Annotated in this window: 26 protein-coding genes; 7 read left to right on the top strand and 19 right to left on the bottom strand. The window is 30.9% G+C overall.

Annotated elements, in window-relative coordinates; genetic code table 11:
• Window positions 1-205 precede the first annotated feature (205 nt).
• The 14 genes from EQM05_RS05845 to EQM05_RS05780 all read right to left on the bottom strand — a co-directional run bounded on the left by EQM05_RS05845 (window position 206) and on the right by EQM05_RS05780 (window position 14,676).
• On the bottom strand, window positions 206-1,075 hold the full coding sequence (locus EQM05_RS05845) for a sugar nucleotide-binding protein (RefSeq protein WP_128749167.1): 870 nt from the start codon (window positions 1,073-1,075) through the stop codon (window positions 206-208).
• A 29-nt stretch (window positions 1,076-1,104) separates the two neighbouring features.
• Window positions 1,105-2,790 carry a methyl-accepting chemotaxis protein gene (locus tag EQM05_RS05840; protein ID WP_128749166.1) on the bottom strand — a complete coding sequence of 562 codons (1,686 nt, stop codon included), beginning with the start codon at window positions 2,788-2,790 and terminating at the stop codon, window positions 1,105-1,107.
• A 149-nt stretch (window positions 2,791-2,939) separates the two neighbouring features.
• A complete protein-coding gene (locus EQM05_RS05835; protein ID WP_128749165.1) occupies window positions 2,940-4,061 on the bottom strand; it encodes a metallophosphoesterase in 1,122 nt (373 codons plus the stop codon).
• 38 nt (window positions 4,062-4,099) lie between these two features.
• Complete coding sequence (locus EQM05_RS05830) at window positions 4,100-5,092, bottom strand: Gfo/Idh/MocA family oxidoreductase (protein WP_128749164.1); 993 nt, start codon at window positions 5,090-5,092, stop codon at window positions 4,100-4,102.
• 98 nt (window positions 5,093-5,190) lie between these two features.
• Window positions 5,191-6,279, bottom strand: coding sequence for a MupG family TIM beta-alpha barrel fold protein (locus tag EQM05_RS05825; RefSeq protein WP_243108131.1), 1,089 nt, complete (start codon window positions 6,277-6,279; stop codon window positions 5,191-5,193).
• 160 nt (window positions 6,280-6,439) lie between these two features.
• Window positions 6,440-7,192, bottom strand: a complete 753-nt coding sequence (locus EQM05_RS05820; RefSeq protein WP_128749162.1) for a copper homeostasis protein CutC — start codon at window positions 7,190-7,192, stop codon at window positions 6,440-6,442.
• Window positions 7,185-8,306: a Sapep family Mn(2+)-dependent dipeptidase gene (locus tag EQM05_RS05815; RefSeq protein WP_128749161.1), complete on the bottom strand. Its 1,122-nt coding sequence runs from the start codon at window positions 8,304-8,306 to the stop codon at window positions 7,185-7,187. Before EQM05_RS05815 ends, EQM05_RS05820 begins: the two co-directional genes overlap by 8 nt.
• 5 nt (window positions 8,307-8,311) lie before the next feature.
• Entirely contained in the window at window positions 8,312-9,268 is a 957-nt protein-coding gene (locus tag EQM05_RS05810) for a N(4)-(beta-N-acetylglucosaminyl)-L-asparaginase (RefSeq protein WP_128749160.1), read from the bottom strand.
• 84 nt (window positions 9,269-9,352) lie between these two features.
• Complete coding sequence (locus EQM05_RS05805; RefSeq protein WP_347560231.1) at window positions 9,353-9,880, bottom strand: GrdB-related putative oxidoreductase; 528 nt, start codon at window positions 9,878-9,880, stop codon at window positions 9,353-9,355.
• Between the two features lie 11 nt (window positions 9,881-9,891).
• Window positions 9,892-11,250: a PTS sugar transporter subunit IIC gene (locus EQM05_RS05800; protein ID WP_128749159.1), complete on the bottom strand. Its 1,359-nt coding sequence runs from the start codon at window positions 11,248-11,250 to the stop codon at window positions 9,892-9,894.
• An 87-nt stretch (window positions 11,251-11,337) separates the two neighbouring features.
• Window positions 11,338-11,667, bottom strand: coding sequence for a PTS sugar transporter subunit IIB (locus EQM05_RS05795; RefSeq protein WP_128749158.1), 330 nt, complete (start codon window positions 11,665-11,667; stop codon window positions 11,338-11,340).
• An 87-nt stretch (window positions 11,668-11,754) separates the two neighbouring features.
• Window positions 11,755-12,078 (bottom strand): PTS lactose/cellobiose transporter subunit IIA, encoded by a 324-nt coding sequence (locus EQM05_RS05790; RefSeq protein ID WP_128749157.1) that lies wholly within the window; start codon window positions 12,076-12,078, stop codon window positions 11,755-11,757.
• Window positions 12,079-12,152: 74 nt separating this feature from the next.
• Window positions 12,153-12,743 (bottom strand): RDD family protein, encoded by a 591-nt coding sequence (locus EQM05_RS05785; RefSeq protein ID WP_128749156.1) that lies wholly within the window; start codon window positions 12,741-12,743, stop codon window positions 12,153-12,155.
• Between the two features lie 22 nt (window positions 12,744-12,765).
• Window positions 12,766-14,676, bottom strand: coding sequence for a PRD domain-containing protein (locus tag EQM05_RS05780; protein WP_164917213.1), 1,911 nt, complete (start codon window positions 14,674-14,676; stop codon window positions 12,766-12,768).
• A gap of 278 nt (window positions 14,677-14,954) precedes the next feature.
• Here EQM05_RS05780 and EQM05_RS05775 point away from each other — a divergent pair, with 278 nt between their 5' ends.
• Both EQM05_RS05775 and EQM05_RS15710 read left to right on the top strand, forming a co-directional pair.
• Entirely contained in the window at window positions 14,955-16,643 is a 1,689-nt protein-coding gene (locus EQM05_RS05775) for an ABC transporter ATP-binding protein (RefSeq protein ID WP_128749155.1), read from the top strand.
• Window positions 16,644-16,732: 89 nt separating this feature from the next.
• Window positions 16,733-16,903: a hypothetical protein gene (locus EQM05_RS15710; RefSeq protein WP_164917212.1), complete on the top strand. Its 171-nt coding sequence runs from the start codon at window positions 16,733-16,735 to the stop codon at window positions 16,901-16,903.
• A gap of 493 nt (window positions 16,904-17,396) precedes the next feature.
• Here EQM05_RS15710 and EQM05_RS05770 read toward each other — a convergent pair whose 3' ends face one another.
• The 4 genes from EQM05_RS05770 to EQM05_RS05755 form a co-directional block, all read right to left on the bottom strand.
• Window positions 17,397-17,711: a type II toxin-antitoxin system RelE/ParE family toxin gene (locus EQM05_RS05770; protein ID WP_128749154.1), complete on the bottom strand. Its 315-nt coding sequence runs from the start codon at window positions 17,709-17,711 to the stop codon at window positions 17,397-17,399.
• Window position 17,712: 1 nt separating this feature from the next.
• A complete protein-coding gene (locus EQM05_RS05765) occupies window positions 17,713-17,970 on the bottom strand; it encodes a type II toxin-antitoxin system prevent-host-death family antitoxin (protein WP_128749153.1) in 258 nt (85 codons plus the stop codon).
• A gap of 77 nt (window positions 17,971-18,047) precedes the next feature.
• Window positions 18,048-19,145, bottom strand: coding sequence for a M56 family metallopeptidase (locus EQM05_RS05760; protein WP_279222130.1), 1,098 nt, complete (start codon window positions 19,143-19,145; stop codon window positions 18,048-18,050).
• Between the two features lie 12 nt (window positions 19,146-19,157).
• The gene (locus tag EQM05_RS05755; RefSeq protein ID WP_243108130.1) at window positions 19,158-19,724 is read right to left on the bottom strand and encodes a BlaI/MecI/CopY family transcriptional regulator; all 567 of its coding nucleotides are present in this window, start codon (window positions 19,722-19,724) and stop codon (window positions 19,158-19,160) included.
• 164 nt (window positions 19,725-19,888) lie between these two features.
• Between EQM05_RS05755 and EQM05_RS05750 the strand changes: the two genes are divergently transcribed.
• A complete protein-coding gene (locus EQM05_RS05750) occupies window positions 19,889-21,028 on the top strand; it encodes an MFS transporter (protein WP_128749151.1) in 1,140 nt (379 codons plus the stop codon).
• A 106-nt stretch (window positions 21,029-21,134) separates the two neighbouring features.
• Here EQM05_RS05750 and EQM05_RS05745 read toward each other — a convergent pair whose 3' ends face one another.
• Complete coding sequence (locus tag EQM05_RS05745) at window positions 21,135-21,329, bottom strand: hypothetical protein (protein WP_128749150.1); 195 nt, start codon at window positions 21,327-21,329, stop codon at window positions 21,135-21,137.
• A 533-nt stretch (window positions 21,330-21,862) separates the two neighbouring features.
• Here EQM05_RS05745 and EQM05_RS05740 point away from each other — a divergent pair.
• The 4 genes from EQM05_RS05740 (at window position 21,863) to EQM05_RS05730 (ending at window position 24,580) form a co-directional block, all read left to right on the top strand.
• Window positions 21,863-22,687, top strand: coding sequence for a CPBP family intramembrane glutamic endopeptidase (locus EQM05_RS05740; protein ID WP_164917211.1), 825 nt, complete (start codon window positions 21,863-21,865; stop codon window positions 22,685-22,687).
• A 234-nt stretch (window positions 22,688-22,921) separates the two neighbouring features.
• Window positions 22,922-23,077, top strand: coding sequence for a hypothetical protein (locus EQM05_RS15705; protein ID WP_164917210.1), 156 nt, complete (start codon window positions 22,922-22,924; stop codon window positions 23,075-23,077).
• Between the two features lie 221 nt (window positions 23,078-23,298).
• The gene (locus tag EQM05_RS05735; protein ID WP_128749148.1) at window positions 23,299-23,787 is read left to right on the top strand and encodes a hypothetical protein; all 489 of its coding nucleotides are present in this window, start codon (window positions 23,299-23,301) and stop codon (window positions 23,785-23,787) included.
• A 346-nt stretch (window positions 23,788-24,133) separates the two neighbouring features.
• Window positions 24,134-24,580, top strand: a complete 447-nt coding sequence (locus tag EQM05_RS05730) for a hypothetical protein (RefSeq protein ID WP_128749147.1) — start codon at window positions 24,134-24,136, stop codon at window positions 24,578-24,580.
• Window positions 24,581-24,592 lie beyond the last annotated feature (12 nt).

Below are 24,592 nucleotides of genomic sequence, written 5' to 3'. Positions count from 1 at the left end.
TTAACAATACATTACCATAGTTTATGACTAAATTTACCATCTTATAAATTCAATCCATTTATTATTTCTACAGTTCCCCCCGCATTCCTTCATTGTTATTTAAATAACGCTACGTTAAAATTATAACAAAAACATGGTAAGTAAATACTTTAATCTTAAAGCCGGGCTGCTTACATTATTCTTACCCCTTACCTGAAAAAAGCTCTTACTTCTTACTTCTTATTTCCTCCCTTATGCATCTTTTAATTGCTTCTTCAGTTGTGGAAAATACTATGCCGTTCTTTGATATTTTGTGTGTATCTAATCTTATATCCCTTGGATTTTCTTTATATTTTTCAGTATCTGCTTCTAATAAATACTGTAATTTGTCTCCATAACCTAACTCTTCAATTATCAGCTTTACCACATCATATCTGGAAAGGTCATTCATGCTTCCAAAGTTATATGTTCCATAAGGAAGATCAAATATTTTGTAGAAATTCTCTGCCATTTCGGTTATATAGGTCATGCCTCTGTATTCATTAACAGGGGCCTTTATCTTTTCATTTTTAAGAATAGAGGATACTGTATTCCACATTATATTGGAGGACATTTTGCATCCTTCCTTGGGAAGTCCAAACATCCATGTAAATCTAATTATCCAAAGCTCAGGTATAATTTTCTTTAAAAGCCCTTCTGCCTCTAATTTATTTTGTCCATAAACGGTATCTGGTACTGCCTTATGCTCTTCATCATATGGTCCTTTTTCAACATTACCATTGAAAATCTGCTCAGAGCTTATAAAAATCATTTTTGCTCCCACACTTTTACATGCCTTAGCCACATTTACAGCGCCTTCAACATTGATTTTGTGTGCCATTTCAGGATGCTCATTGCAGAAGTCTGTAACTGCTATTGCTGCTGCATGAAGAACATAATCAGGCTTATATTTCTGAAAAGCAGTTAAAACCTTATCATTATCTGTAATATCCAAATCATCCCTGCCTGTTGATATAATTTCATATTTATCACTGTAGTATTCTGCAAGTCTTGAGCAGATAAATCCTTTTCCCCCGGTAAATAATAATTTCTTCATAAAATTCCTCCTTAAATTTAATAGATTTTTTACACTGTGAATTTTTCAATCTTACCAGTTAATCTATCCGACATATCATTCAAATCATGAACAAGCTTTGAAACCTGGTCTACAGTTGACAGCTGAGTCTCTGCTGAGGCTGCAATTTCCTTTGCTGAAGCTGCTACCTCTTCTGAATAACCTGATACAGATTCTACTTTATTTAAAATATCTTCTTTTTCCTTTACAGCATTTTTTACAGCTTCATAAACCTCCTGTGAATGAACTCTTGTATTGTCAGCTTCACTTTGTATTGTTTTAAAGGAGGATACAGTTTTTTCAATTAAACTAACCTGGCTGTCCATCTTCTGCCCAATGGCTTCAGCAGTAATGCTTACATCATTTGTACTGTTATTTACAGCTCCCATGAACTCATTTATGCTCTTTGAAGATACCAGAACCTGTTCAGCAAGCTTTCTAACTTCATCTGCAACAACTGCAAAACCTTTTCCGTATTCCCCTGCTCTTGCTGCTTCAATTGCTGCGTTTAAAGCAAGAAGATTTGTCTGCTCTGCAACAGAATTTATTACATCCGTTACCTGATTTATCTTATCAACATTTTCATGAAGAGTCTGCATTTTATCTGAGGTAACCTTAAAGGAATTATTTATGTCTTCAAGAGAGCTTACAAGTTCATTAAGATTCACAGCTCCTTTATCAGCATTTTCCTTAATATTACTGTTGCTTACTACATCACCTTCTGATCTTTTTTGTATACTGTCAAGATCCTCACCAAATGTTTCAAGAATCTTTGCTATCTCGGAAGTATTTAAAGCCTGACTATTAACACCTTCAAATACATCATTAACTGCTTTTGAACTTTCCCTTGTTGAATCAGCTGCAATTTCACCTGATGTCTTTAATTTTTTAGATATGCCATTAAGCTCTTCTACTGAGTCCTTTACACCGCTTATTGCATTTCTAAGTACATATAGTGAATTATTCAGGCCCTTAGTAAGCCTGCCTATTTCGTCATTGCCCTTACTGTCAAATTCAACAGTAAAGTCTCCCTGTGAAAAATCATTAAGCTTGCCCACTATATTATTAATAGGCTTTGTCAGATTACTAGAGATAATCATACCAAGTATAATGGCAATTATCTGCAATAATAATGATACAGCAAAGGTTTCCATTAGACCCTTTGTTATAAGATTATCCATGCTGTCTAGAGAAAGCCCTATATTTATTGTTCCAATAAGCTTTGAGCCTTCGTAATAAGGTGTAGCCACATTGTATACCTTTTTACCTGCTGTCTGAAAAATAAATCCATTGGTTTTTTCATCTTTTATTACATTTGAAATATCATTTTGTTTTGTTGCAGAAGCTGCTGCATCAGTTCCGCCCTTTCCAGTATTGACACTGCTCTTGGTTTCTGTGGATCTATTGCTACTTATAATAACATTCATTTTTGTATCTGCTATAGAAATGTAAGTTATATTTCCTTTACTTTCAGAGGCAACCTTTTCAAATATATCTCTTATCTTGAAACTATCACTTAGACTATAATCCTTTATTTCTCTGCTTACTGCAGCTATAAGAGTTGAACCATCATTCTTCATTTGTTCTGTAGCTACCCTCTTTACTTCATAATAGGAAATTCCCATAAATACAATAGTGCAGAAAAGTGTAAGTATTATAATGGTTGCCAGTATCTTTTTCCTCAGTGAATTAAACATTTTATCTCCCCCGTATTTTAGATATAATTATGTTAAATAAGATTACTATAATACCATTATTCTACATTTATACCCAATATCCTTCAAAATTAAGTAAATTATTGCTTATATTTCTATGAAATAGCAGCAATTACAAGTTTACAGCCTTCCTATTTTTTTACATTCACAATAACATATTCAGAATGATGACCTGTTCTAATAGGATACCCCCAGCCTCCCATGCCAGATGTAACTATAATCTGATATTTCCCAATGTTCTTGTAACCATAACTTATCTGGTTAAATCCCAATCTATGGCTGATTAATCCCATAGGCCAAATCTGACCCCCATGGGTATGGCCTGATAATTGCAAATCAATACCAGCTGCACTGTTTTGCTGAAGATCACTTGGCTGATGATCCAGCAGTAAAAGAAAGTTATGAGTATCTGCATTTTTTAACAGCTCTTCACTTGTTTTTCTTTTTATTCCCGGAGAAAAGCCTTTATCCTTTCTGCCTATTATGGTTAAATTATGGTTTACATTATAAACTTCATCTTCAAATACATGAATTCCATTGCTTACCAATTGGTTTTTTAACTGTTTTTCATTAAAATTAGGTTTAGAGGTATATGTGCTTTTATCGTGGTTCCCATAGACATAAAAAGTTCCATATGTACTTTTTATGCTGCCTAGTATTTTTGCAGCATTCTCCATTTGCACCCTGGTGGTTCTTTCATCCACTATGTCTCCGCAGAGAACTACCAAATCAGGCTTTTTGCTTTCAATTTCATTACAGTATTTTTTTAATTTCACCTCATTCATGGTTGTACCAAAATGAAGATCTGCAACCAATGCGATTTTATATCCATGCTCTGATACTGGCTTTTCTGTGTGTATGGTATAATCAGTTTCAATAACATTTCCCATATTGAAATAACCATACCCCAGAATCAATGCTGTAATAATAATGGGCATTGCGCCACAGTAGAAAATCTTATTCCACAGATCAATTTTAATGATTTTGTGTTTATGCAAAGCAGTAAATATAATGTTAAGTATCTCCATACATAAAGCTGCTGCAATCATATGAAGTACAACTAATGCCCCAAATCCAAAAAGATTCACAGAACACATAACTGCAAGTATTGCAATAAGTGCTGCTGACATTTTAATTTTTTTAGCTTTAAATTTTAGTTTCCAAAAATCTGCCATTCTAAGTAAATAAAAATATAAGTAAACTCCTATGGGAATCAGCAGAAGAAAGGATATTATTATAAATGAAGCATACATTAAAATTCCCCCATTATTAGAAACACTAGATGATAATACTATAAATTCTTCTTATCTGCAGGAAATATTATTCCACCCTTTTTTCTAGCCTTTGTCACAACTTCGCTTACAGTTAAGCTGTGATCCAGCATTTTGTAGCATTTTTTAAGATCTTTATTTTTAATCATATCCATAAACTCCAGGAATTCATTAACCATCCGGTGTTCATAATTATTTTCATTTATTGTGGTACTTGTTCCATCATTCATAAGCAGCTGAAATCTCTCGCATACACCTGCAGGGGTATCCATATATATACAACCCTTATCTCCCTGAATATTATTTGCTATTGGTGCTTTGCAGTCCTTTGCCCCAATACATACACATTTAAATTTACCATAATCAAGTATTAATACTCCTGAAGTATCTATTCCTCTCTCTATATTTGGATAATATTCAACATTATCTGGTTTTCCAAAAATGCCTACAACATAATGTATATTATATATGTTTAAATCCATTAATGCTCCCCCTGAAAATTCAGGGTCAAATGCAGGCAGTACATTGCCTTCCTTAAACTTATCATACCTGCTGGAGTACTGAGAATAATTACATTGAACTATTTTAATATCACCAAGTGCAGGCAGAAGTTCCTTTATTTTTCTATAGTTTGGCAGATATTGATTGGTTATTGCTTCAAATATACATAGCTGCTTCTCTCTGGCTAAATCACTTAAAATCAGTGCTTCCTTATAGTTTGATGTAAATGGTTTTTCAACTATAACATTTTTGCCTGCCTCCAGTGCTTTCTTTGCATATTCATAATGCAGATTGTTTGGCAGTGCAATATACACTGCATCTAAATCATATTTTAAAAATTCATCATAATCATATATAATGCTTTTAATCCCGTATTTATTTTTAAGATTATTAAGCTTTTCTTCACTTCTTTTTGTTCCTAAAATAGCTTCCAGCTCTAATCCTTTTAACTTTGGTGTAATAGGAAGAAATTCCTGAACAATCTTACCTGATCCTGCAATACCTAATTTCATTTTGTTACCTCCATTTATAAATTTTATATAAATATTATACTCTTAAATTTAACACATAGAAACAGCCTGGAATGTTATTTCCAGGCTGCTTTCACTGTTTAATTATCTAATTTAATAAAACCAAAAAGATATTCGGGTTTTAATAGATCTAATATTATTAATTCTTCCTTTGGTATTCTGCCTACAAGATTTCTTTCTCCATCATTAGCCATGTCCTTTAAAACAATCTCCAGTTCGCCTCTGTAATGGGCTAAATTATCATTAACTATTATAACATCGCCTTTTCGGAAAAATTCTTTGTGATATTTACGATATGGAATTGATTTATTTTTATAATCTTCTCTCGGTAAACTGCTTCTTACTATATAATCAGAAGCATCTCCTCGTCCAAAATGAGGATAATTATATATTATGTTTTTCTCGTCATCCGTAACATCTTCTGATAGTACAATTTTTAATGTGGTTTTGGTTGTATCTATTTCAGATATTGATTTTAATTCTTCTTCTGCAGCAAAAGCATTGCCAATTAAAATATCATCAATTTTATTAGCTGCAATTAGATGTCTAACCTGCAAGTCTATAGGCAGACCTCTGTGCATTTCACAAGTAGGAAGTCCTTCATAAACAGGCCATGGGCCAAATGTATTTTTATTATTGGAAGAAACAAATGCAGCAACAGGCAGGCCCAGAGCTTTATACTTATTAGTGAATTCCATAAATTTATCAAAGCCAAGTCCAGTGTATTTTTGAGGATAAAAGTTATGGCATACTACCATATTATTTTTGTCTGCGCCTCTTTCAATCATTAAATCAAGTGCTGTGTTTGAGCTTCCATTAAACTCAATTGGAATACCATATGAATTATGGGTGATTGCTATATCTTCCCTGTCACTAAAGTGTCCATCAAGTCGCACAATATCTACTTTCATATCATTAAATGGTTTTAAATCATATGGGGTAGCACCTAAATGTAAAAACACATCAGGATTTGTATCCACACCAACAATAAAACCAAGTTCATGTGCCTTCTGCATAAATTTAGTAAATTTTTTTAAAATAGTTTCTCTTGGTTCATTTACCGATAGTAAGCATGTAAATATTCTGGTAAATCCATATTTTGCAGCCATCTTCATGTAATCATAATCTTTTTCTTCAGTTGAATGTTCAGGATAAACTGAAATACCCATTCTACGCATAATAAATTACCTGCCTTTCAGTTTTTAATATTATTATAAACATTATACAGCGTAAAAAAGCATTATAACTGCTATTTTGGCGCTGTATAAGTAAAGTTTACATATTGTTTATTTATTGCTATTATATTTGCTTTTTTAACTATATCTAATATTATAGTTCTTTATTAACAACCTTTACAAGTTGCTCAACTTGCTCAGAGTCAACTACATCATAGGAAAACTCATCCTTTCCATAGGCATAGGTAACATGATTTTTAGTTGTTGTTTTATCCTCAAGCCAGGTCTTACAGGAACTATGAATTTGTGTAATACCAGTATACTCCATAAGCTCTTTTGCATTTCCAGCATTAACTCCGCTGCCGGCTAGAATTTGGATTTCATGTCCATAGCTTTTTTGCAGCGCTTTCAATACTTCCTTTCCATCTACAGCCCTTGCTTCTAAGCCGCTTGTTAAAATGCGATCTACACCTAGCTTAATTAAGACTTTTGCAGCTTCAAAGGCATCACTGACGCAATCAAAGGCCCTATGAAATACTGCTTCCTTTTCTTCTCCATAGGATTTAATTAATTCAACTACTTTTTCTGTTTGCAGAGCATTAATATTACCTTTATCATCTAAACAGCCAAAGGCTATACCATCTGCGCCATTATCCATTAAGAGCTTTACATCTAATAATAATGTTTCATAGTCTTCCTTTTCATAACAAAACCCTGCAGCTCTTGGTCTTGCCATGCAAATTACCTTTAAATTAGTATTTTTTTTAGTTAAAATTAGTTCTGCAATACTTGGAGTTAAACCTCCCAAATATAGGGCACTATTTAATTCCACTCGCTCTGCTTTCCCTTTAAAGGCCTGCAGACAATCATAGTAGCTTCCACAGCATACTTCTGCTGTTTTATTCATAGCCACTCTCACCACCTAATTTTAAAAAGCTTATTGCATATATTTTAGCATTCATCACGATATCTTCAATATCCATCCATTCATTTGGGTTATGCCCAATTCCCTTTTGCCCAGGAAAGCTTGGCCCAAATGGGACTATATTAGGTATTAATTTTGCATAAGTACCTCCAGTTGTAGTTACTGGTGTACCATCAAATCCAGTAACTTCTTCATAGGCTTCTTTAAGCTTTCTTACTAAAAAGCAATCTTTTTCAAACTTTACTGGATCATAATTGCTAACAACTTCCAAGGATAGGGTATCTAGCATTTTAGATTTTATTTGAGAAATTATTTCTAAAAGAGTCACCCCTGCTGGGTAGCTTAATGTAAAGTCAAATATATTTTTACTTTCTTCCAACCTTAAACCATAGCCTCTCATCTGCATTTTTCCAAATTCTTTATCTGAAAAATCAATGCCTAACCTATCTCCGGTATCCTTACTTTGTAAAAAATACTTGGTAACAAAGCTAAATAAGTCCTTTAGATTCTTTTCGTTAGCACATACCTTAAATTTTGCTCTCCCTCTTTCACCATAAACTACAGGATATTTGCAGTCTGGAGTCCACCCCATAACAGGTGGCCTTTCCTTGCTTAAATAATACTCAATATCCTTCATTCCTGTTTCTTCATTAGTTCCAAATATAATACGAATAGGTTTATTAAATTTAACCCCGCTTAATTTGCAGGCATATAGTGCATATAGGCATGACATAATTGGCCCTTTATTATCCAAAATGCCTCTAGAATAAATTCTCTCAGCTTTACTATAGCCGCTAAAAGGAGGCTCGAGCCACCCTTCGCCTGGAGGTACTACATCTAAATGTCCTATTACACCAATGTAATCACTGCCTTCTCCAAACTGTGCATAGCCTGCATATCCATCTATATTCTTTGTGTCAAAGCCAAGGTTCATGGCTATTTCAAGTGCCTTAAGCAGACAATCATTGACACCTCTGCCAAAAGGCATTCCTATTTCAGGCTTGCTTTCTACACTGTTAATTCTAACTATCTTAAGAATATCAGAGATCATTTGATTTTTTAGCTCATCTATTTTCCCTAATATTTTATCCTTCATTATTATCACCTTCTAGCAATGGGCGCTATTCTTGTGTTCATATAGTTGTCCAGCCACTCCTTACTTGCTACCTCATAAGCGCATTTCCCATCTACATTTTTGGTTAAATACACAATTGGTGCTTCATTTTCAGTAGTTACTGCAAAAGAAAAGCCTTCAATATTTGTAGCAGCTCCCCATTCTCCTTTATTATTCATAGCAATTAAAGATATGTCCCCAGCCTTTCCTCTTCTTTCTTTAAGTTCTGAATCAAGCCTTAATACAGCAATTTCGCAAGCCTCTTGGGGATTATGGCCTTCTTTCATCAAGCGGACAATTTCATAAGAAATACAGCCTTTCATTAGATCTTCTCCAAGGCCTGTAGCACTAGCTCCCCCAACCTTAGAATCTACATAAAATCCAGAACCGCAAATAGGAGAATCACCAACTCTTCCCTTCTTTTTCATAAATAAACCACTTGTTGAGGTACCTACAGCCATATTGCCATGTTCATCAAGGCATACCATACCTACGGTGTCATGTCCACTGTAAGGCTTAATTTCCTGCTTATTTATTTCTTTAACACGATTATAATAAAAAATCTTAGCACGTTCTGTTAACATGTTTTTACGTTCAAAACCTTCTTTACCAGCAAATTTCTCTGCTCCTTCTGCCACTAAAAAATTATTTACTTTTTCCATACTTAAACGTCTTGCTATGCTGATTGGATTAGCAAAATCCTTAATTGCAGCAATTGCTCCAATATCAAGAGTAGTTCCATCCATATATGCTGCATCGAATTCTACTTCCATTTCCTCATTAGGCAGACCGCCGTAACCTACAGACTTATAGTATTCAAAGTCTTCAACATCTTTAATGGCAACTTCAATTGCATCTCCTGCACACCCTCTACTTTTTAAGATTTCTCTTCCTTTAGTAATACCTTCAGCAGCCATACGCCAAGTTGCAATCATTCCATACATATTAACTTACTCCTTTCTTCTTGAAATAATATTGAAACAATCACTATAACGAAAAACCACTAAACTTATTAGTGGTTTTTAAATTTAAAAGCAAATACTGTGAGTTAAAGCTGTAACGTCTTCCTTGTTAACTAAAGCCTTTGCAAGCTTGCACATATTTCTCAAGGAATCATTAAGTCCTATACCACCTTTTTTAGGAGTAACTACAATATTTACTTTATCTTTGTAACTTGCAATTATCTCCTCATTTTCAACAGACATAGCTGCAAAAGCTGGAACATTAGTTGACTTATTAATATCATAAGCAACTTTTGCTGCCATACTGGCATAATCTTTATAATTCAAGGCAGGTCCACACATCACTACATCTGGGTTAACCTTATTTACCATAGCACAAAGCTTTCTGGAAACCTCCTCAGGATCAGCTAAGTAAGTGCCATTGCCACAATAAAGACAAGCAATTACCTTGCCGCCAATCTCTTTTAAAAATGGTTCCATCATGATTGCTGGTCCGATAGGTTCTCTTTTAGCGCCTAATGGCACCATTTTATCATCCTTAGTACCTGCACCAGCTTGAATTTGATCATAAATCATCATGATTTTAATTAACATTTAATCATCTCCTATAGGTCATCAAAGGATAAATCCTCAAGAGAATCATCGTCCTCTTCATTTGCTTGAGCTTCTTCTTTCATATATTGTTTGTCCATAATCCTTATAAATGGCATATAAATAATTACACCTAAAATTAATAATAGAGCTTGAAGCACAGAACCTGCCCAATTTGTAGCTAAAAATCCAGAAATAATAATTGGAGTAGTCCATGGAATATTAACACCATTACAAATTGGAACTAATTTTAAGGCCATCGCAAAATATGAAATAACAATGTTAAGTGTAGGAACTAACATAAATGGAATTAGCATAGTTGGATTTAATACTATTGGAAGTCCAAATACTATTGGCTCATTAATGCCAAAAATACCTGGCACTAAAGCTAATTTTCCAAGCTGTTTAATACGTTTTGATTTACAAAATAACAGCATTGCTATTAATAATGATAATGTAGATCCACATCCTCCAAAGGTTGCAAATAAATCTTGAAATTGTTGACATATAATATGTCCCTGTCCAACTCCAGTTTTAAAGAACTCCAAGTTTTCAGCAGTTAAAGTTTGAAGAATAGGATTAAATACAGCACCTACTACAGAACCACCGTTTACTCCAAAGAACCAAAATAGATGTAAGAAAATGTAAGCAATAACCATAGCACCTAAGGTGTCACCTAGGTTCATAAGAGGTAACTGCAGAAACTTAAATACGATTGTGAAAACATCAGTATTAAAGAAACCGAAAAATAAATTTATCAAAAAGAATACAGATATAACAAGTCCAGCAGGAATTAAAGCTGCAAAGGATTGAACAACTGTTGGAGGCACACCAGCAGGCATTTTGATTACCCATCCTTTACGTTCAGCATAAGCATAAATGTGTACAGCTAAGAAAGCACTAATTATACCGATAAATATACCTTTTGCACCAACCCAGCCAAGCGGAAGTCCTCCACCTAAGAAAACCTGAACTGGATCTTTTATGCCAGCAACATGAGCTTTCCCAGTTACACCATAAGGCATAATTAAGAACCAGCCCATAATTGATACTGCAGCTCCAAATATAGGATTTGTTTTCATTTGCTTAGCAAAGGAATATCCTATACCTAGTACAGCAAAAATTGCCATAATTGAAAATGTTGCATCAGCAGGCTTTCCAAGATAAGCAGCTAAGGTAGATCCGTTTACTTGTACGGACTCTAACCAATTAGTCCATGCTGGAATTGGGAAGTTCGCTATTAATAGAAATAATGATCCCACAATTAATAATGGCGTTGATATTAAGAAACCATCACGTACGGCAATTAAATATTTGTTTTTACCAATTGCTTCAGCCATTGGCATTAAAACTTTCTCTAACCATTTAATCATGTTTATATTCCCCCATTTCATTTTTCTATAATTAAGCAATCATAATACCAATGCAGTAAAATAATCACTTATTACCCCAATGTAAAACTATTTACTTGCATTTGCTTCTTTAATTAGTTTAAGTGCACTTTTTAAAACCTTTTTAGCCTTCATCATACCATAATCAGTAGGATCGATAACAGCAATTGGAATACCAGTTGATCCAAAATCGTTTACAGTCTTTTCATATAAATATTTAACTTGTGGTCCTAATAAAATGCAATCTGGATGATGTTTTTTAATAATTTCATCTAACTCATTATGAGGATAAGCTTTTACTTCAATTGGCAATGATTTTTCATCTGCTGCAGCCTGCATACTGCTTGCTAGCATGCTTGTAGACATTCCGGCACTACAAAACAAATAGATTTTTTTCATTTCATTTCCCACCTCGTATAATAAGTTTATAGTCAGTTAGCTGACAACCATAAACTTATTTATTTTTATATTTTAATCAAATAATTATTATTTATTTTCTAAAGCAGAAATGCGTCCATAAGATTCAATTAATTCGTTTGCTAATATCTTACAGGTTTCAACAGACATTAACTGATCTTCGGCATGTACTAATAATAAGTTTGGACTAACTTGTTTATCTCCTGATTCATGCTGAATTAATTGAGTATGAATATTATGTCCTTCTGCAAAATATTCATCACCTTTATCAATACAAGACTTTGCTTTTATAAAGTCACTATTCTTGGCTGCTTTAATTGCTTCAATAAAGCTGCTTTTTGCCATACCTGCTGAGGAAATAATTTGAAAACATGCTAGCTCTAATCCCTTCAAGGCTGTCCCTCCTTTCTGTTATCTTAAGTATACACTTTTATATTTGTTATAAGCTTTAATCCTATTTCCTGCTTCTAGGAAGCAATATCTACACTGATTACCCTGGTATTAGCGATCAAATCATGAATTGCTTTATGATCCTTTCTAAATAAAACAAACAATGCTGATATAATGCTTATTGCTATACCTAAATAATTAAGTGGGGTAATTAAATTTACATTAATTAAGAAAGATAAGATTTGATGAAATAAATTACTTGGGAAAATCAAAGACCCTTCTATTAAAAAAATGCCAATAACTTGTCTTAAAAATAGCTCTTTAAACATCACATTATTCCCTTCCATTTTAACTATTTTAAAATGGCACCATCGTTTGCCTAAAGTTTGCCCCTTCCAAATATTTAATGGCACGATGAGGTAATAAAACAGTCCAAACAATAATCCCATACCTCCAGCTAAAAGAACATATTGTTTTGGATATTGAAATAGATTCGTATTTAAGTTTTGTGTATTTGTTACTTTCATATATATCATTACCATTGGTAAGGACGTAAATATACTTCCTAAATACCAGTCCACCATGTAAGCAATAAAACGTTTCCAAATTGGTACATCATTAGAAATTACCGTTTTGCTCTCAATAACTGATTTTCTTCCTTTTTTCACACTTTCACCCTCTAGTTATTATTTATTTTAAGACTTGATCTATAAATTCACTGTAATTATTTACTTCTAATAATTTTCTAAACTGCTCTGAATTAGAAATTATATTGCTTAGCCAGTCAAAAAATATCCTTAGGATTTTATAATCTTCTTTATTAATGGTAAACAAGATTACAAGTCTCACCTCATATTCTCCCCATGAAATTGGTTTATCTAAAATTGCTATGCTTAAGGCTGACTGATTAATAAACGTTTCATTAAGACCATGAGGGGTTGCAAAACCATAGTCAAAAGAGGTTGCAGATATCTTTTCTCTCTGCAGCACACTGCTTTCATATGCTTTATCTACAAAACCCTTTTTATATAAGTTATTGCACATCTTTGTAATTAACTCATTGCGGCTATTTACATTAACATGAGAATAGAAAAATTCCTTTTTTATAAGCTTTAAAACTAGAAGTTTAAAATTATCCTTGCATCTTATTTTTTCTAAATTATTCAAGGCTTTATAAATTTTATTTTCATCTTCATAATTTACAAACAGTGAAATCTGTATTGTCGAAATAGATAATTTATGTTTTAATGGAAGTGTTGTTAAAATCAAATCTGGCTTTAAAGCAGTAATTGCCGACTCCTCAAAGAAATTCATGCTTTCAATAATTTCCATGCGATCTCCAAAACGATTAAGAACTTTTTCCATACATAAATTAGATAAAACCTTATCTTGAGGATGAATCATAACTACTCTATACTTATAGGATATATTTGCCCTAACATATGCAACGCCAAGATGCAAGGCAATAAAGGCAATTTCATTTTCACTTATTTTTATATTGAGCTTTTCCTCTAGGAGCTCACAAGCTCTTACTCCCATCTCAAAAACCAATGGATAGTCACGCTTGATTTCCTGCAAATATACATTATCAATCTCAATATTCTTATTGTATCGTTCTATAAGTGAGGTAATGTGCATTTCAAGCCCATTTAACAGCTCATTATCAGAGCTGAAGTCAACACCAAAAGTTTTTTTAATGTCGAGGAAGATATCCTGAAGTATATCATAAATGGAATAATCAGCTTTACATTTTGAATCATTATTGGTGTAAACAGTACTTTTTTTACCTAGTAATAATGACGCTACTAAGGCAACTTCATCATCAACTATTTCTATCCTTATTTTTTTTGCCACCTTATGATAAAAATCTTGTGCAATTTTATATTCTAGGCTGTTTCTTAATTCTTCCGTATTTCTATCCGTTTTAATGAAATTATGATGTATAATACGCTCTATTGCAATTCCTATGTGCATAATAATCATGGTTAAAGTCAGCTGACGGATATGATAATGGTATTCCTTAAGTGTAGCTTCAAGCATATCTTTTACTTCAATTAAATTAAAATCCTTATAAAAAGAAGCAATTTTGTCTAAATTTAAAAAGTTTCCCTTTATTTCATCTTCCAATAAATCCTTATATAATTTACGTTTCTTTTGTTCCTTGCCGCTTAAACGAATATAATTTTTGCTTCTTATAAGGTGCAGACCTTCGTAAGGCTCAAGCATTTTTTTAATTTTTTTAATATCATTATCAATTGAATAACCAGACACATATACTTTGTCCTGCAAAAGAGTTAAATTAATATCATTTTTTTCAAGCAATAATTCCTTAATGACATAAATACATCGCTCCTTGGAGGTTTGAGGAATTGCATCTTGTTCTTCTATATCCAAGCTCTGAAATTTATCCTCGTTTATTCTATAACCAAGCCTTATGCTTGATTCAATTAACCCATATTCATAAAACCCATTAATATGGGATATATCACTGCGAATAGTACGATCTGATACCCCTAATACCTTGGCTAATTCCTTGCCAATAATCCAGTCTTTGCTATTGTGCATAAACATGATAATTTTTTCTTGTCTTTTATTTAACAATAAATCACCTTCTTTCTAAATCAATCTTTTAAGTTAATTATATTTTAAATATTCCAATTCTTATTTTAAATAGTTTTCCTAACACTAGGAAAAAAGGTCAAATCCCGCTTTTGTCAACAAGGGGTCAGGTACTTTCCGGGGACTGGAACAGCTTTTACTGTTAAAATAGTATACGTAAAATATGTGCAACATCTGCTTTCAAAAACAGTTGCATCCTAAAAATTATATGATATAATGATAACATACAGTTAAATGCTGGAAAAGGGGGCACATTAAAAATGAGGCATTATTTGTTTAAATTCAAGCTACTATCTATATTAACTATCTTTTTTACTATAATACACTCTGTTTTGGCAGTTATCATGGCTTTCGTGGTGGGCCACATAATTGATGTTGCCACAACAGGAAAATTAAAAGATTTGAAAAATTTAATTATATTTACAGTTACTTATTTAATAACATTCTTTGCTATTGGTTATATTAAAAGGTTCCTTAGAGCAAAGTATATTAAAAATATAATCTATGCCCTGAAAAATGATATATTCAATTCATTACTAAATAGGAATATAAGAAACTTTAATAAAAATAATTCAGCTGCTTATATATCTACCTTAACAAATGACATAAACATTATTGAGCAAGATTATTTTGAAAATTTATTAGACATTTTAACAAATATTGTATGCTGCATTTTGGCTACAATTGCTACGGCAAGAATAAATTTATATATAACTTTTGGAATTTTTGCCTTTGGATTTCTACCTATGCTGATACCAATGATATTTTCTAAAAAGATCAGTTATTTGAAGAAGAACTATTCAGATAACTTGGGGAAGTTTACTATAAAAATTAAGGATATTTTTTCAGGTTTTCAGGTAATCAAAAGTTTTAGATTGGAAGATAGAATAAATACAGATTATAAGAAAGTAAATTATAACACAGAAAATTCCAAATGTAAGTTTTCTATTTTAAATTGGGGTGTAAATATGCTTTCTTATGCATCAGCTTGGGGACTGCAGTTCTTTACACTTATCCTGGGAACTTACTTCGTATTAAAAGGGAGTCTGACAATTGCATATTTATTGACATTAGCCCAATTATTAAACAATGTTGTAAATCCTATTGTAGATATTTCATCATCAGTAACCAGACTTAAATCAGTTAAACTTATAAGTAAAAAAATTAATACTATTATAAATGAAAATAACGAAGAGAAAGGATCTATTAGTAAAAAAACATTTGATAAAAATATAATATTAAAAAATGTAGAATTTAAATATAATAATGACAAGCAAATCCTAAATGGTATTTCTTTTAACTTTATTAAAGGCAAAAAATACGTTTTAGTTGGTAATAGCGGAAGCGGTAAATCTACAATTTTAAATTTAATTTTAAACTATTATGAGGACTTTAAGGGCAGCATTACCATTGATGGAATAGATAACAGGCAGATTAAATCAACTGACCTTTATAGCCTAATATCTGTAATACAGCAAAATGTTTTTATGTTTGATGATACCATCAAATCAAATATAACATTATTTGAAAATTATTCTGATGAAGAAATAGAACAAGCCGTAAAGCTATCCGGTCTTGAATCCTTAATAAATAGCCTGCCTAATAAAATTAATAGCTTAGTTGGTGAAAATGGATGTAACCTTTCAGGTGGAGAAAAGCAAAGAATAGCTATTGCAAGAGCAATAATCAAAAAAACACCTATATTAATATTAGATGAGGCAACATCTTCATTAGATAATGAAAATTCTTATAACATAGAAAAATCAATACTTAATTTAGAAAATATAACTTGTATAATAGTAACTCACAAATTTATCCCAAGCATTCTGGAAAAATATGATTGTATAGTAGCTGTTAAAAATGGCTTAATAGAAGAAATGGGTACATTCAATGAACTTATTAAGAATAAAGGATATTTTTATAGCTTATATACCTTAGGTAATAGCTAGAAAGCTGATATTATAAGTAATATTATACCAATATTACAATATATGGTGTATAATATAATAAAATAAATTTTATTATTGGGGGGTATTTTATGAAATCATCCTTAAAGTACAAAATTATTTTGCTAACAGTACTAATAGTTGTTCTTGCATTATTATTTAGAGTTTTTTATTTAGGTATTGCAAAACAAAAATCAACTGATATGACTACATCTGGAATTTACATTATAGATACAAATGAGCTGGAGGCAAAAAACAACTAAAAGATGAACAATCCAAATTTGCTGTTAAAATTCAGGAAGAAAACAATCAATATTTAAGAGTATTTAGTTATAATTCAGGCAAAGATACTTTTGTTGAATATAGACTTGATTTTAGCAAGGATGATTTTTCTAAGTTAAAAGTCGGAGAAACATACTGGTTCCATGTTAAATTGTATAATAAAGATAATATAGATAGCGGAAAAGTCGTATCTGTTTATAAAGATAACCCAGTGCAATAAATAAAAATAAAAAATCAAAATTTTGATATTATCAATCTTTAAACAGATGGCAAGGAATTAACTAAAATAGGTGGAAATATATCACCATACTTTGCTGAGCAAAGACCATTGAAAGGTTATAAATAATTAATGTAAAAAGGTATGCTATTTAATAATTTCAGCATACCTTTTTTATACAAACTCTAAGGGGTCAGGTATCTTACAAAATTTTTAAGCAAAAAAACAGGGTTAAAATTCCCTGTTAATGTTATACCTTATAATAAATTTATCCAATCACGTCTTCCATATAGTATTCTAATAATTGTGACTGTTTTATCCTCCTCAGCAGCACTGTAAAATATAACATAATTACCAACTATGATTTTTCGTATGCCTTTATTAGCCAGTCTGCCATCAGCTACTAATGCATTTCTTAATGGCATATCTTCTAAAGAATTAATTCCTTTTGCTATTTGTGAAACTACTTTCTTTGCAGTTTCCCTTTCTAAAAGCTCCTTAGATATATATTCAGCGATTTCTTTCAAATCTTTTTCAGCCGGTTCAGTAATTTGAATATTGTATCTGTTCATTTTACAAATCCTTCTCTATATCAGCCAATGCCTCTTTAAAAGGTCTAACCTTTTTCTTTTCCGTAGCATCAATACCTTCATCAAGCAATTTATACAATTCAAATTTACCTATAAGCTTTTCATAAGTTTCAATGCTCATAACAGCTAAATCCCCCTGGCCATTTTTTGTTATAAAAATAGGCTCCTTATATTTGTGGCAGAAATTTGATATCTCAGTATATTTATTTCTTAAATCTGAACTTGGTCTTATTGCTGGCATAAACTACACCTCCATATTAATATATCAATATTATATCATAATTTTGATATATTAACCAAGTTTTTAATTTAAATTTATTATGGCGATGTTGATTTTTCTTTAATTGAATAAACATTTCCACTTATGCTTACTTTAACAAAAAAAGTTTTATTGTTTACCCAATCATCAGACTTAATTCCATTTGGAGTGAGCCAGGCCTCAATATTAACAGGCTGTACTGAGAAATCCACCATAAATTCAAATGAATCATTATTATTATTTTTTACTGTAATTTGATTAATCTTATAACTTCTAAGCTTAAAATCATTATTAGCAGCAACTTTTGTATAATAATTCAAATACTCAGTAAATAACTTATTTGATATAATATTTAGATCTTTTGTATCCTCAACTTTAATACTTGGCTTATAATCAAGATTGGAAATATTATTTTTAGTTTCTACTTTTACCCCTATTCCACGGGATTTTAATTCATTTATAGCACTATTATCTTTCAATAAACTATCTGCTGGAATTTGTTTATTCCATTCACCTTTTATAATAAATGATGATTTGCACTTATTTCCGTTAATCCTAATAAACTGAGCATCTGGATTTATCTCGCTTTTTTCTGATATTTGCTCCCCATTTACAGTTATTTTCACTGCGCTGAATTTTTTCAACTGGTTAACTATACTTTTAATATCTTCATAGTTAACTAAATATGGAGACAAATCCTGTGAACTTACCTTTGTATTATCAAATCCTTCATTATTATCCGACAGTGTTATATATATTAAACTTCTTTCTGTTTCATTAATATTTTTAGAAGCTTTAACTGAGGTATCATTTGGAACGTCAGCTTTTATCTTAGAATTAGTAAGCCCTATAAAGGCAATAAATGTAATAATAGTAACCCCAAAGATAACCCCACCTAAAGATAATTTTTTATATTTACTTATCATTTTAATCCTCCTCTTTATTCCAGATTTGCCTTTACTCAATGAAGCTGTACCAGGCATCCACTGTATGTTATTGCTTATTTTAAGCATCTTTATTATGGTATTTCCGTACCTTAAATTTTCAGAGTCTTTTAAATAGGAAATAACATGCTGATCACAGGCTATCTCACAGTCCTGATTCATTTTATAAAATCCGTATAAAATAATGGGGTTAAACCAATAGATGCATCGCAGAAGTGTTGTTATCTATATAATTTCCTTATTGTTATTTAAAATATCCTGAAGTACTTCTATATCTCTTGCAGATATCTTTTGGTTTTTTACAAAATTAAGCAGCATTGAGTTTATTGAACCATTAAAAAATTTATTTATAAATGATTCGCTTTCCTTTTCTATATACTCCTCCTTCATAACCAATGGATAGTAATAATATTCTTTGCCTGCTTTATCAAAACCAATAGCATTTTTATTTAAAAGCCTATTCACTAAAGTTTTAACTGTATTAGGCTTCCATTCAACTTCATCTGCAAGCTCTTCTATAATTTTATTTGTGGTTGTCTGTTTATCTCTCCAGATTATTTTCATAATTTCCAGCTCAGAATCAGAAATACTAGGTATCATATCTATTCTTCTCCCTTCAAAATTGTTTACAAGTGTAAATCTTAATTTAAGTTTACGTCTGTAAACAGCTTTTGTCAAGAAAACTCTGTAAATTAATCCAATAAAAATTATCAACTTGGTTTCCAGGTTTCCCCATGGGTCAGGTACCTTACAAATACTGGTATAACCTTTTCCGCCAGAAAATAATAACATCCCACTTTTATAAGAAGTATGATAAAATAATTATATAATTTAACATTAGAGGAGATACTTGTATGTACATGCCAATTTAATACACTTTAAAATTACAGTATATTTTTTTAAATTAACCTTTAAATCAGGCTTTTTTGTTATGCAATTTTGGAGGTGTATTAAAATTGAATAGGAAAATCAATGTCTATTTAATGTATATTATTGTATTTCTTCAAGGTTTTGTTTTTTATGGACCTATTGCTACAATATATAGACAAAATAGAGGACTATCTATGTCCAGTATATTTTTAATAGAGTCTATATCTTGGGTATTAATGATTATTTTTGAAATACCTTGGGGATGGTTTTCAGATAAATTTGGATATAAAAAAACTCTTGTTATTTCAAACTTTTTATTTTTTATATCAAAGATAATTTTTTACAAAGCTTATTCCTTTGAAATGTTTTTTCTGGAAAGAGTTCTATTATCATTGTCTATATCGGGACTTTCAGGCTGTGATACTGCATTAATATATTCATCTATAGAGGATGATGAAAGTGAAAAGATATTTGGCAGGTATAATGCTTTTTCAACAGTTGGTTTTTTAATTGCTTCATTAGTATCTTCATTTCTTGTTAAATATTCTATGGATAGTACAGCATTTTGGACTATCATTCCCTATGGATTAGCAGCAATATTAACTTTATTTATAAAAGATACAAAAATTGAGCATGAAAAAAAGCCAAAATTAAAACAAAGTTTATTAACAGCTTTAAAAAATAAAAATATTATAATACTGGTACTTTCTGCAGCACTAATAAGTGAAGTAGTTCAAGCTGTAAGTGTATTTTTAAATCAATCTCAATATCTGAGAAGCGGAATTGATATTAAATATTTTGGAATCCTAACAGCTGTCATGCAAATAGTCTGTTTAAGCTCAGTTAAAGCTTACAAATTAAGCAATAAATTAGGTAAGAATAAAAGTATTCAAATTTTATATATGATTATTAGTATTTGCTGCACAATACTTGTTTTTGCCTCTAATGCTGCTTTAACTATACTATCCATAATTCTTTTATGTGGCAGTGCATCTATAATTTCACCTATAATTTTAGACATTGAAAATAAAAGTATTACCACAATGGATAGGGCAACCCTTTTATCTGTATATGCTATGTGTGGAGATTTAATTGGCGCAGGAGCAAATATTATTATTGGTAAAACCGCAGATATTTCAACGCCTGCTTCTTTTATAACCTGTACTATTATGTGCCTATGTGCTTATATCTTATTTATTGTTTATAAAAGAAAAGTAACAGTTTAAAAAGATGTAAAGCAATTATTAATATTTAGCTATGTTTTAGAATAAGGTGATTTTTAAGGGGAGCCATTTGACTTCCCTTTCGCATTTTAAGATTATTTTAAACCTATTACTTAAATTTTTCTGGATTTTCTACGTACCATTCTGTATAACCACAGACTGGACATACGTACGGAAATAAATCACTATATTCTTTACTAAAAGGTTTTACTGGAAATTTATAGGCAGCTAAATTGAACATTGTACCTGTTCTTGCTACACATTTTGTTAATTTGTTCTTACACTTCGGACATAAACGTTCCATAGAAATCCCCTCCATTCGCAGTTAATTTATCATATTTAACTTCTTTTTTAGAGTATAATCTATAGAGACAAAAATTGTCAACTTCGTTCCTAGTTTTTGTAAAGTAATAGGTACCTTACAAAAATTGAAATGGTTTTTGCTGCTAATATATGGTAAAATAAATTATTATAAAGATAGTTTTTATTATAAAAACATTTTATAATAAAGAGGTGTGCAAATTTAGTAAACGTTGAAAGAAATATGTATTTGGTCTTAGCATACGTGCCCTATTTATTTATACTTAGCTCTATAGCATTCCTAATAAGAGGTCTATATTTGAAAAAGCACATGAAAAGAAGTAAAACTATTTTTTTAATCTCATTTTTAATGCTTATAATATCAATATTTCTCTTTTTAATACCAGTTATTCTATTATTCATTATTAAATTTAGTACATAATATTTTTAAGATACAAATAAATGTTATATGAAATATTTATAAAAGCAAAGATAATATAAGTTTTTATAATTGGCAAGTAGATGTTAGGGGATAAAATGAAGAAAATTTTTAGTTGTAAAAATATCTTACTTTTTTTATTCATAATAACCATATTAGTATTTATAATCATCTCACCTATGATATATGGAAATGATAATAAATTATATTTTTCTAAGTTTAAAACCGGTATGTTATCAGCATCAGCAATAATTTTGTGTATGACAGTTATTTGTTTGTTTTTGAAGGATATGAGTCCTAACTATCAAATCTACTCTGATAAAAATGCATTATTATCTTTTATACCTATATTAATAATATATATATCTGTAATTTATATATTTACATATAGGATTAGCAGAAACTTAGGTTTTTTAGTAAATACTGCTATTCAGGTATTTCTGGTTTGCTGCATACTAATTATGTATTTATTCCACTTAAAGTTCAGCATTTTTAAATGGTCAGTTACTTTCAAGGAATTATTAGTTATTATATTGGCTTTTTTATGTTTACTTTTTCCAAGGTTAATTATTCAAGGTAAAAGTGCTCTGAAATATTATTCAAGTTTCAACAAAAATGATTTGGCATATCTATATTATAGTTTAAGGGTATTTATTTATCCTGCATTTAACGAGGAAGTTATCTTTAGAGGTCTGCTTATAACAGGCTTAAAAGGATATGGATTTGAGTATTGGAAAATCAATATAGTACAATCGGTTATTTTTGGGCTGCTCCATTTTGGTGTATATAAAGGATTAGGATTTATAGCAATAGTTCTCATGGGTTCTCAGATAATTATGGGTTTCATACTTGGTATAATCTATTACAAAACAAAATCACTTACACCATGTATTTTATTTCATGCATTGATTGATATTGTTTAATGATAAATATATTGCTTTGGAATATTCTTGAATTTTTCATAGGTAGCTAAATAAGTGAATGGAATTCTTCAGCAGCACGGGTATGGCTCAATCGCACTTATTCTACAGTTACGCTTCCATATATTGAGATAACCTATTATGCTTTTGGAACTACAGGTTGGCACGCAAAGGCATACTGTTTTGCTGTTGGAGATCCTTATCCTAATATCCAAATTAACAATTCTTATTATCCTTATGAAAAAGCATATGTTATTAAAGGACTATATCAAGGAAAATTATAAAATAGATAAAGGAAAAATCAAAGCTTCTCGTAATTTAAATAAAACTTTACAAGACAAAGTAGAAAAATTATATTCAGATCAATCAGGTAATTTTAAACTTAATGACTGATAATAAATAGCTTTATAAATTCAAAAATCTAGAAAAAGTCTTTTTATTAAGATTATAAGGACTACATGATAATTGCAGTCTTTTCTTTTTTACCAGTGCTAAGTATCAGCTTTATTTAACGCTTTGTTTTATTAAAATTATTTATATGATTTGTATAAATACATTATTATTGTATATCAATATAGGTTATTTCTTATAATGCAAAAATGGGGGGTATCACCTTGAAATTAAAATTCAATATGATTGTTCTTGTTTCTTGCCTTATATTGTTATTAAGTGGATGTACAAAACCAAATGTTAAACAAATAGTAAAACCATTTGAGGATATCACGATAGATACAACTAAAAGGATTGAATTCTCAAATTTTACGATTAGAAGCAACCAAAATGAGTCTGGTAGGAGTAAAATAATTACTAACACACAGGATATGCAAGATATTGCTATCTATTTAAAAACGATAAGTTGCATAGAGAGCAATCAAAAGGAGAAAGACCCTGACTTTACCATTTCCTTTATTAACAATACAGAAAAAGCGAAGAGCTATATATACTCAATAGGTGTATCGAAGAATCAGATTTATGTATATAAATATAAAGGAAATGAAACAGCTAAATTTGTATATAAATACACAGATTCAAAAGTTACCGAAGAATTAAGAAAGCTCTATAATTCATTGAATTATAGGGAAGTACTTCTTATAAAGAAATAAGCAATACCACATATGAACCCCGGGGAAGTTGGGCTTCAAATTATCAGTCGGCTAAAAATTTTGGAAAACAGAAAATAAGCTATAAAGTTTTTTGGTAAATTAAATGATCCTTTGTGGATGAGCATAACATCTATGGTAATTAGCGAGGATCATAACTTACATTAATAAAGTATAAGATTAGAATATTTTGCTGCTACACTAGAAGCAAAAATTGTTAACTCTGTTTCCACTCTTTGTAAGGTAACAGGTACCTAAATAGCAAGCTCATTCATAAATAAATGCTCAAGTGAATAGCATATTAATAAAGTTATTTAATTACAATATAAAACGTAAATTGGAGGAAACTATGGGAAGTAAGGAAATACAGCCTAATCCGAAACTAACTATGTCCAGCAGCGAAAAGGCAGGGACTTCACGGTCTCAGGCTTCAAGCTCCATCACTGACTCCCAGCCAACTTTGGATGAACAAATAAACAAGTTAAACAGTGCTCTTGTAGAAATTAATTCAATAAAGAACCAATTAACCCAGCTTCCTCTCAATCCGCTGCAGTTGAATTATTTTAACAACAACGTAAATCCATTGCTTATAACCTTGAATAATATAAGCGCCGCTTCTTTTAATTTATCAGGCTCCATAAATACTTTAACCAATTCAATAATTGTTCATGGGAAGGAATCAAAGCTTCGAGATACTATACACCTGATCTATAAATTAAATGAGGAATGTGAAGATATATATGAAATACTTGAAAGAAGAATAGACACCCTGCTGCATTTTGAAGCGAAAAAATAAGGGACTGTTTTA

The sequence above is a fragment of the Clostridium sp. JN-9 genome, from assembly GCF_004103695.1.
Classification (GTDB): Bacteria; Bacillota; Clostridia; order Clostridiales; family Clostridiaceae; genus JN-9.
This window is presented reverse-complemented; position numbering and strand designations above follow the sequence as displayed.

Coding starts and splice junctions, on each gene's coding strand:
- EQM05_RS05845 (WP_128749167.1), bottom strand. CDS start 1,075: ATGAAGAAATTATTATTTACCGGGGGAAAAGGATTTATCTGCTCAAGA.
- EQM05_RS05840 (WP_128749166.1), bottom strand. CDS start 2,790: ATGTTTAATTCACTGAGGAAAAAGATACTGGCAACCATTATAATACTT.
- EQM05_RS05835 (WP_128749165.1), bottom strand. CDS start 4,061: ATGTATGCTTCATTTATAATAATATCCTTTCTTCTGCTGATTCCCATA.
- EQM05_RS05830 (WP_128749164.1), bottom strand. CDS start 5,092: ATGAAATTAGGTATTGCAGGATCAGGTAAGATTGTTCAGGAATTTCTT.
- EQM05_RS05825 (WP_243108131.1), bottom strand. CDS start 6,279: ATGGGTATTTCAGTTTATCCTGAACATTCAACTGAAGAAAAAGATTAT.
- EQM05_RS05820 (WP_128749162.1), bottom strand. CDS start 7,192: ATGAATAAAACAGCAGAAGTATGCTGTGGAAGCTACTATGATTGTCTG.
- EQM05_RS05815 (WP_128749161.1), bottom strand. CDS start 8,306: ATGAAGGATAAAATATTAGGGAAAATAGATGAGCTAAAAAATCAAATG.
- EQM05_RS05810 (WP_128749160.1), bottom strand. CDS start 9,268: ATGTATGGAATGATTGCAACTTGGCGTATGGCTGCTGAAGGTATTACT.
- EQM05_RS05805 (WP_347560231.1), bottom strand. CDS start 9,880: ATGTTAATTAAAATCATGATGATTTATGATCAAATTCAAGCTGGTGCA.
- EQM05_RS05800 (WP_128749159.1), bottom strand. CDS start 11,250: ATGATTAAATGGTTAGAGAAAGTTTTAATGCCAATGGCTGAAGCAATT.
- EQM05_RS05795 (WP_128749158.1), bottom strand. CDS start 11,667: ATGAAAAAAATCTATTTGTTTTGTAGTGCCGGAATGTCTACAAGCATG.
- EQM05_RS05775 (WP_128749155.1), top strand. CDS start 14,955: ATGAGGCATTATTTGTTTAAATTCAAGCTACTATCTATATTAACTATC.
- EQM05_RS15710 (WP_164917212.1), top strand. CDS start 16,733: ATGAAATCATCCTTAAAGTACAAAATTATTTTGCTAACAGTACTAATA.
- EQM05_RS05770 (WP_128749154.1), bottom strand. CDS start 17,711: ATGAACAGATACAATATTCAAATTACTGAACCGGCTGAAAAAGATTTG.
- EQM05_RS05765 (WP_128749153.1), bottom strand. CDS start 17,970: ATGCCAGCAATAAGACCAAGTTCAGATTTAAGAAATAAATATACTGAG.
- EQM05_RS05755 (WP_243108130.1), bottom strand. CDS start 19,724: ATGTTATTATTTTCTGGCGGAAAAGGTTATACCAGTATTTGTAAGGTA.
- EQM05_RS05745 (WP_128749150.1), bottom strand. CDS start 21,329: ATGGAACGTTTATGTCCGAAGTGTAAGAACAAATTAACAAAATGTGTA.
- EQM05_RS05740 (WP_164917211.1), top strand. CDS start 21,863: ATGAAGAAAATTTTTAGTTGTAAAAATATCTTACTTTTTTTATTCATA.
- EQM05_RS15705 (WP_164917210.1), top strand. CDS start 22,922: ATGAAAAAGCATATGTTATTAAAGGACTATATCAAGGAAAATTATAAA.
- EQM05_RS05730 (WP_128749147.1), top strand. CDS start 24,134: ATGGGAAGTAAGGAAATACAGCCTAATCCGAAACTAACTATGTCCAGC.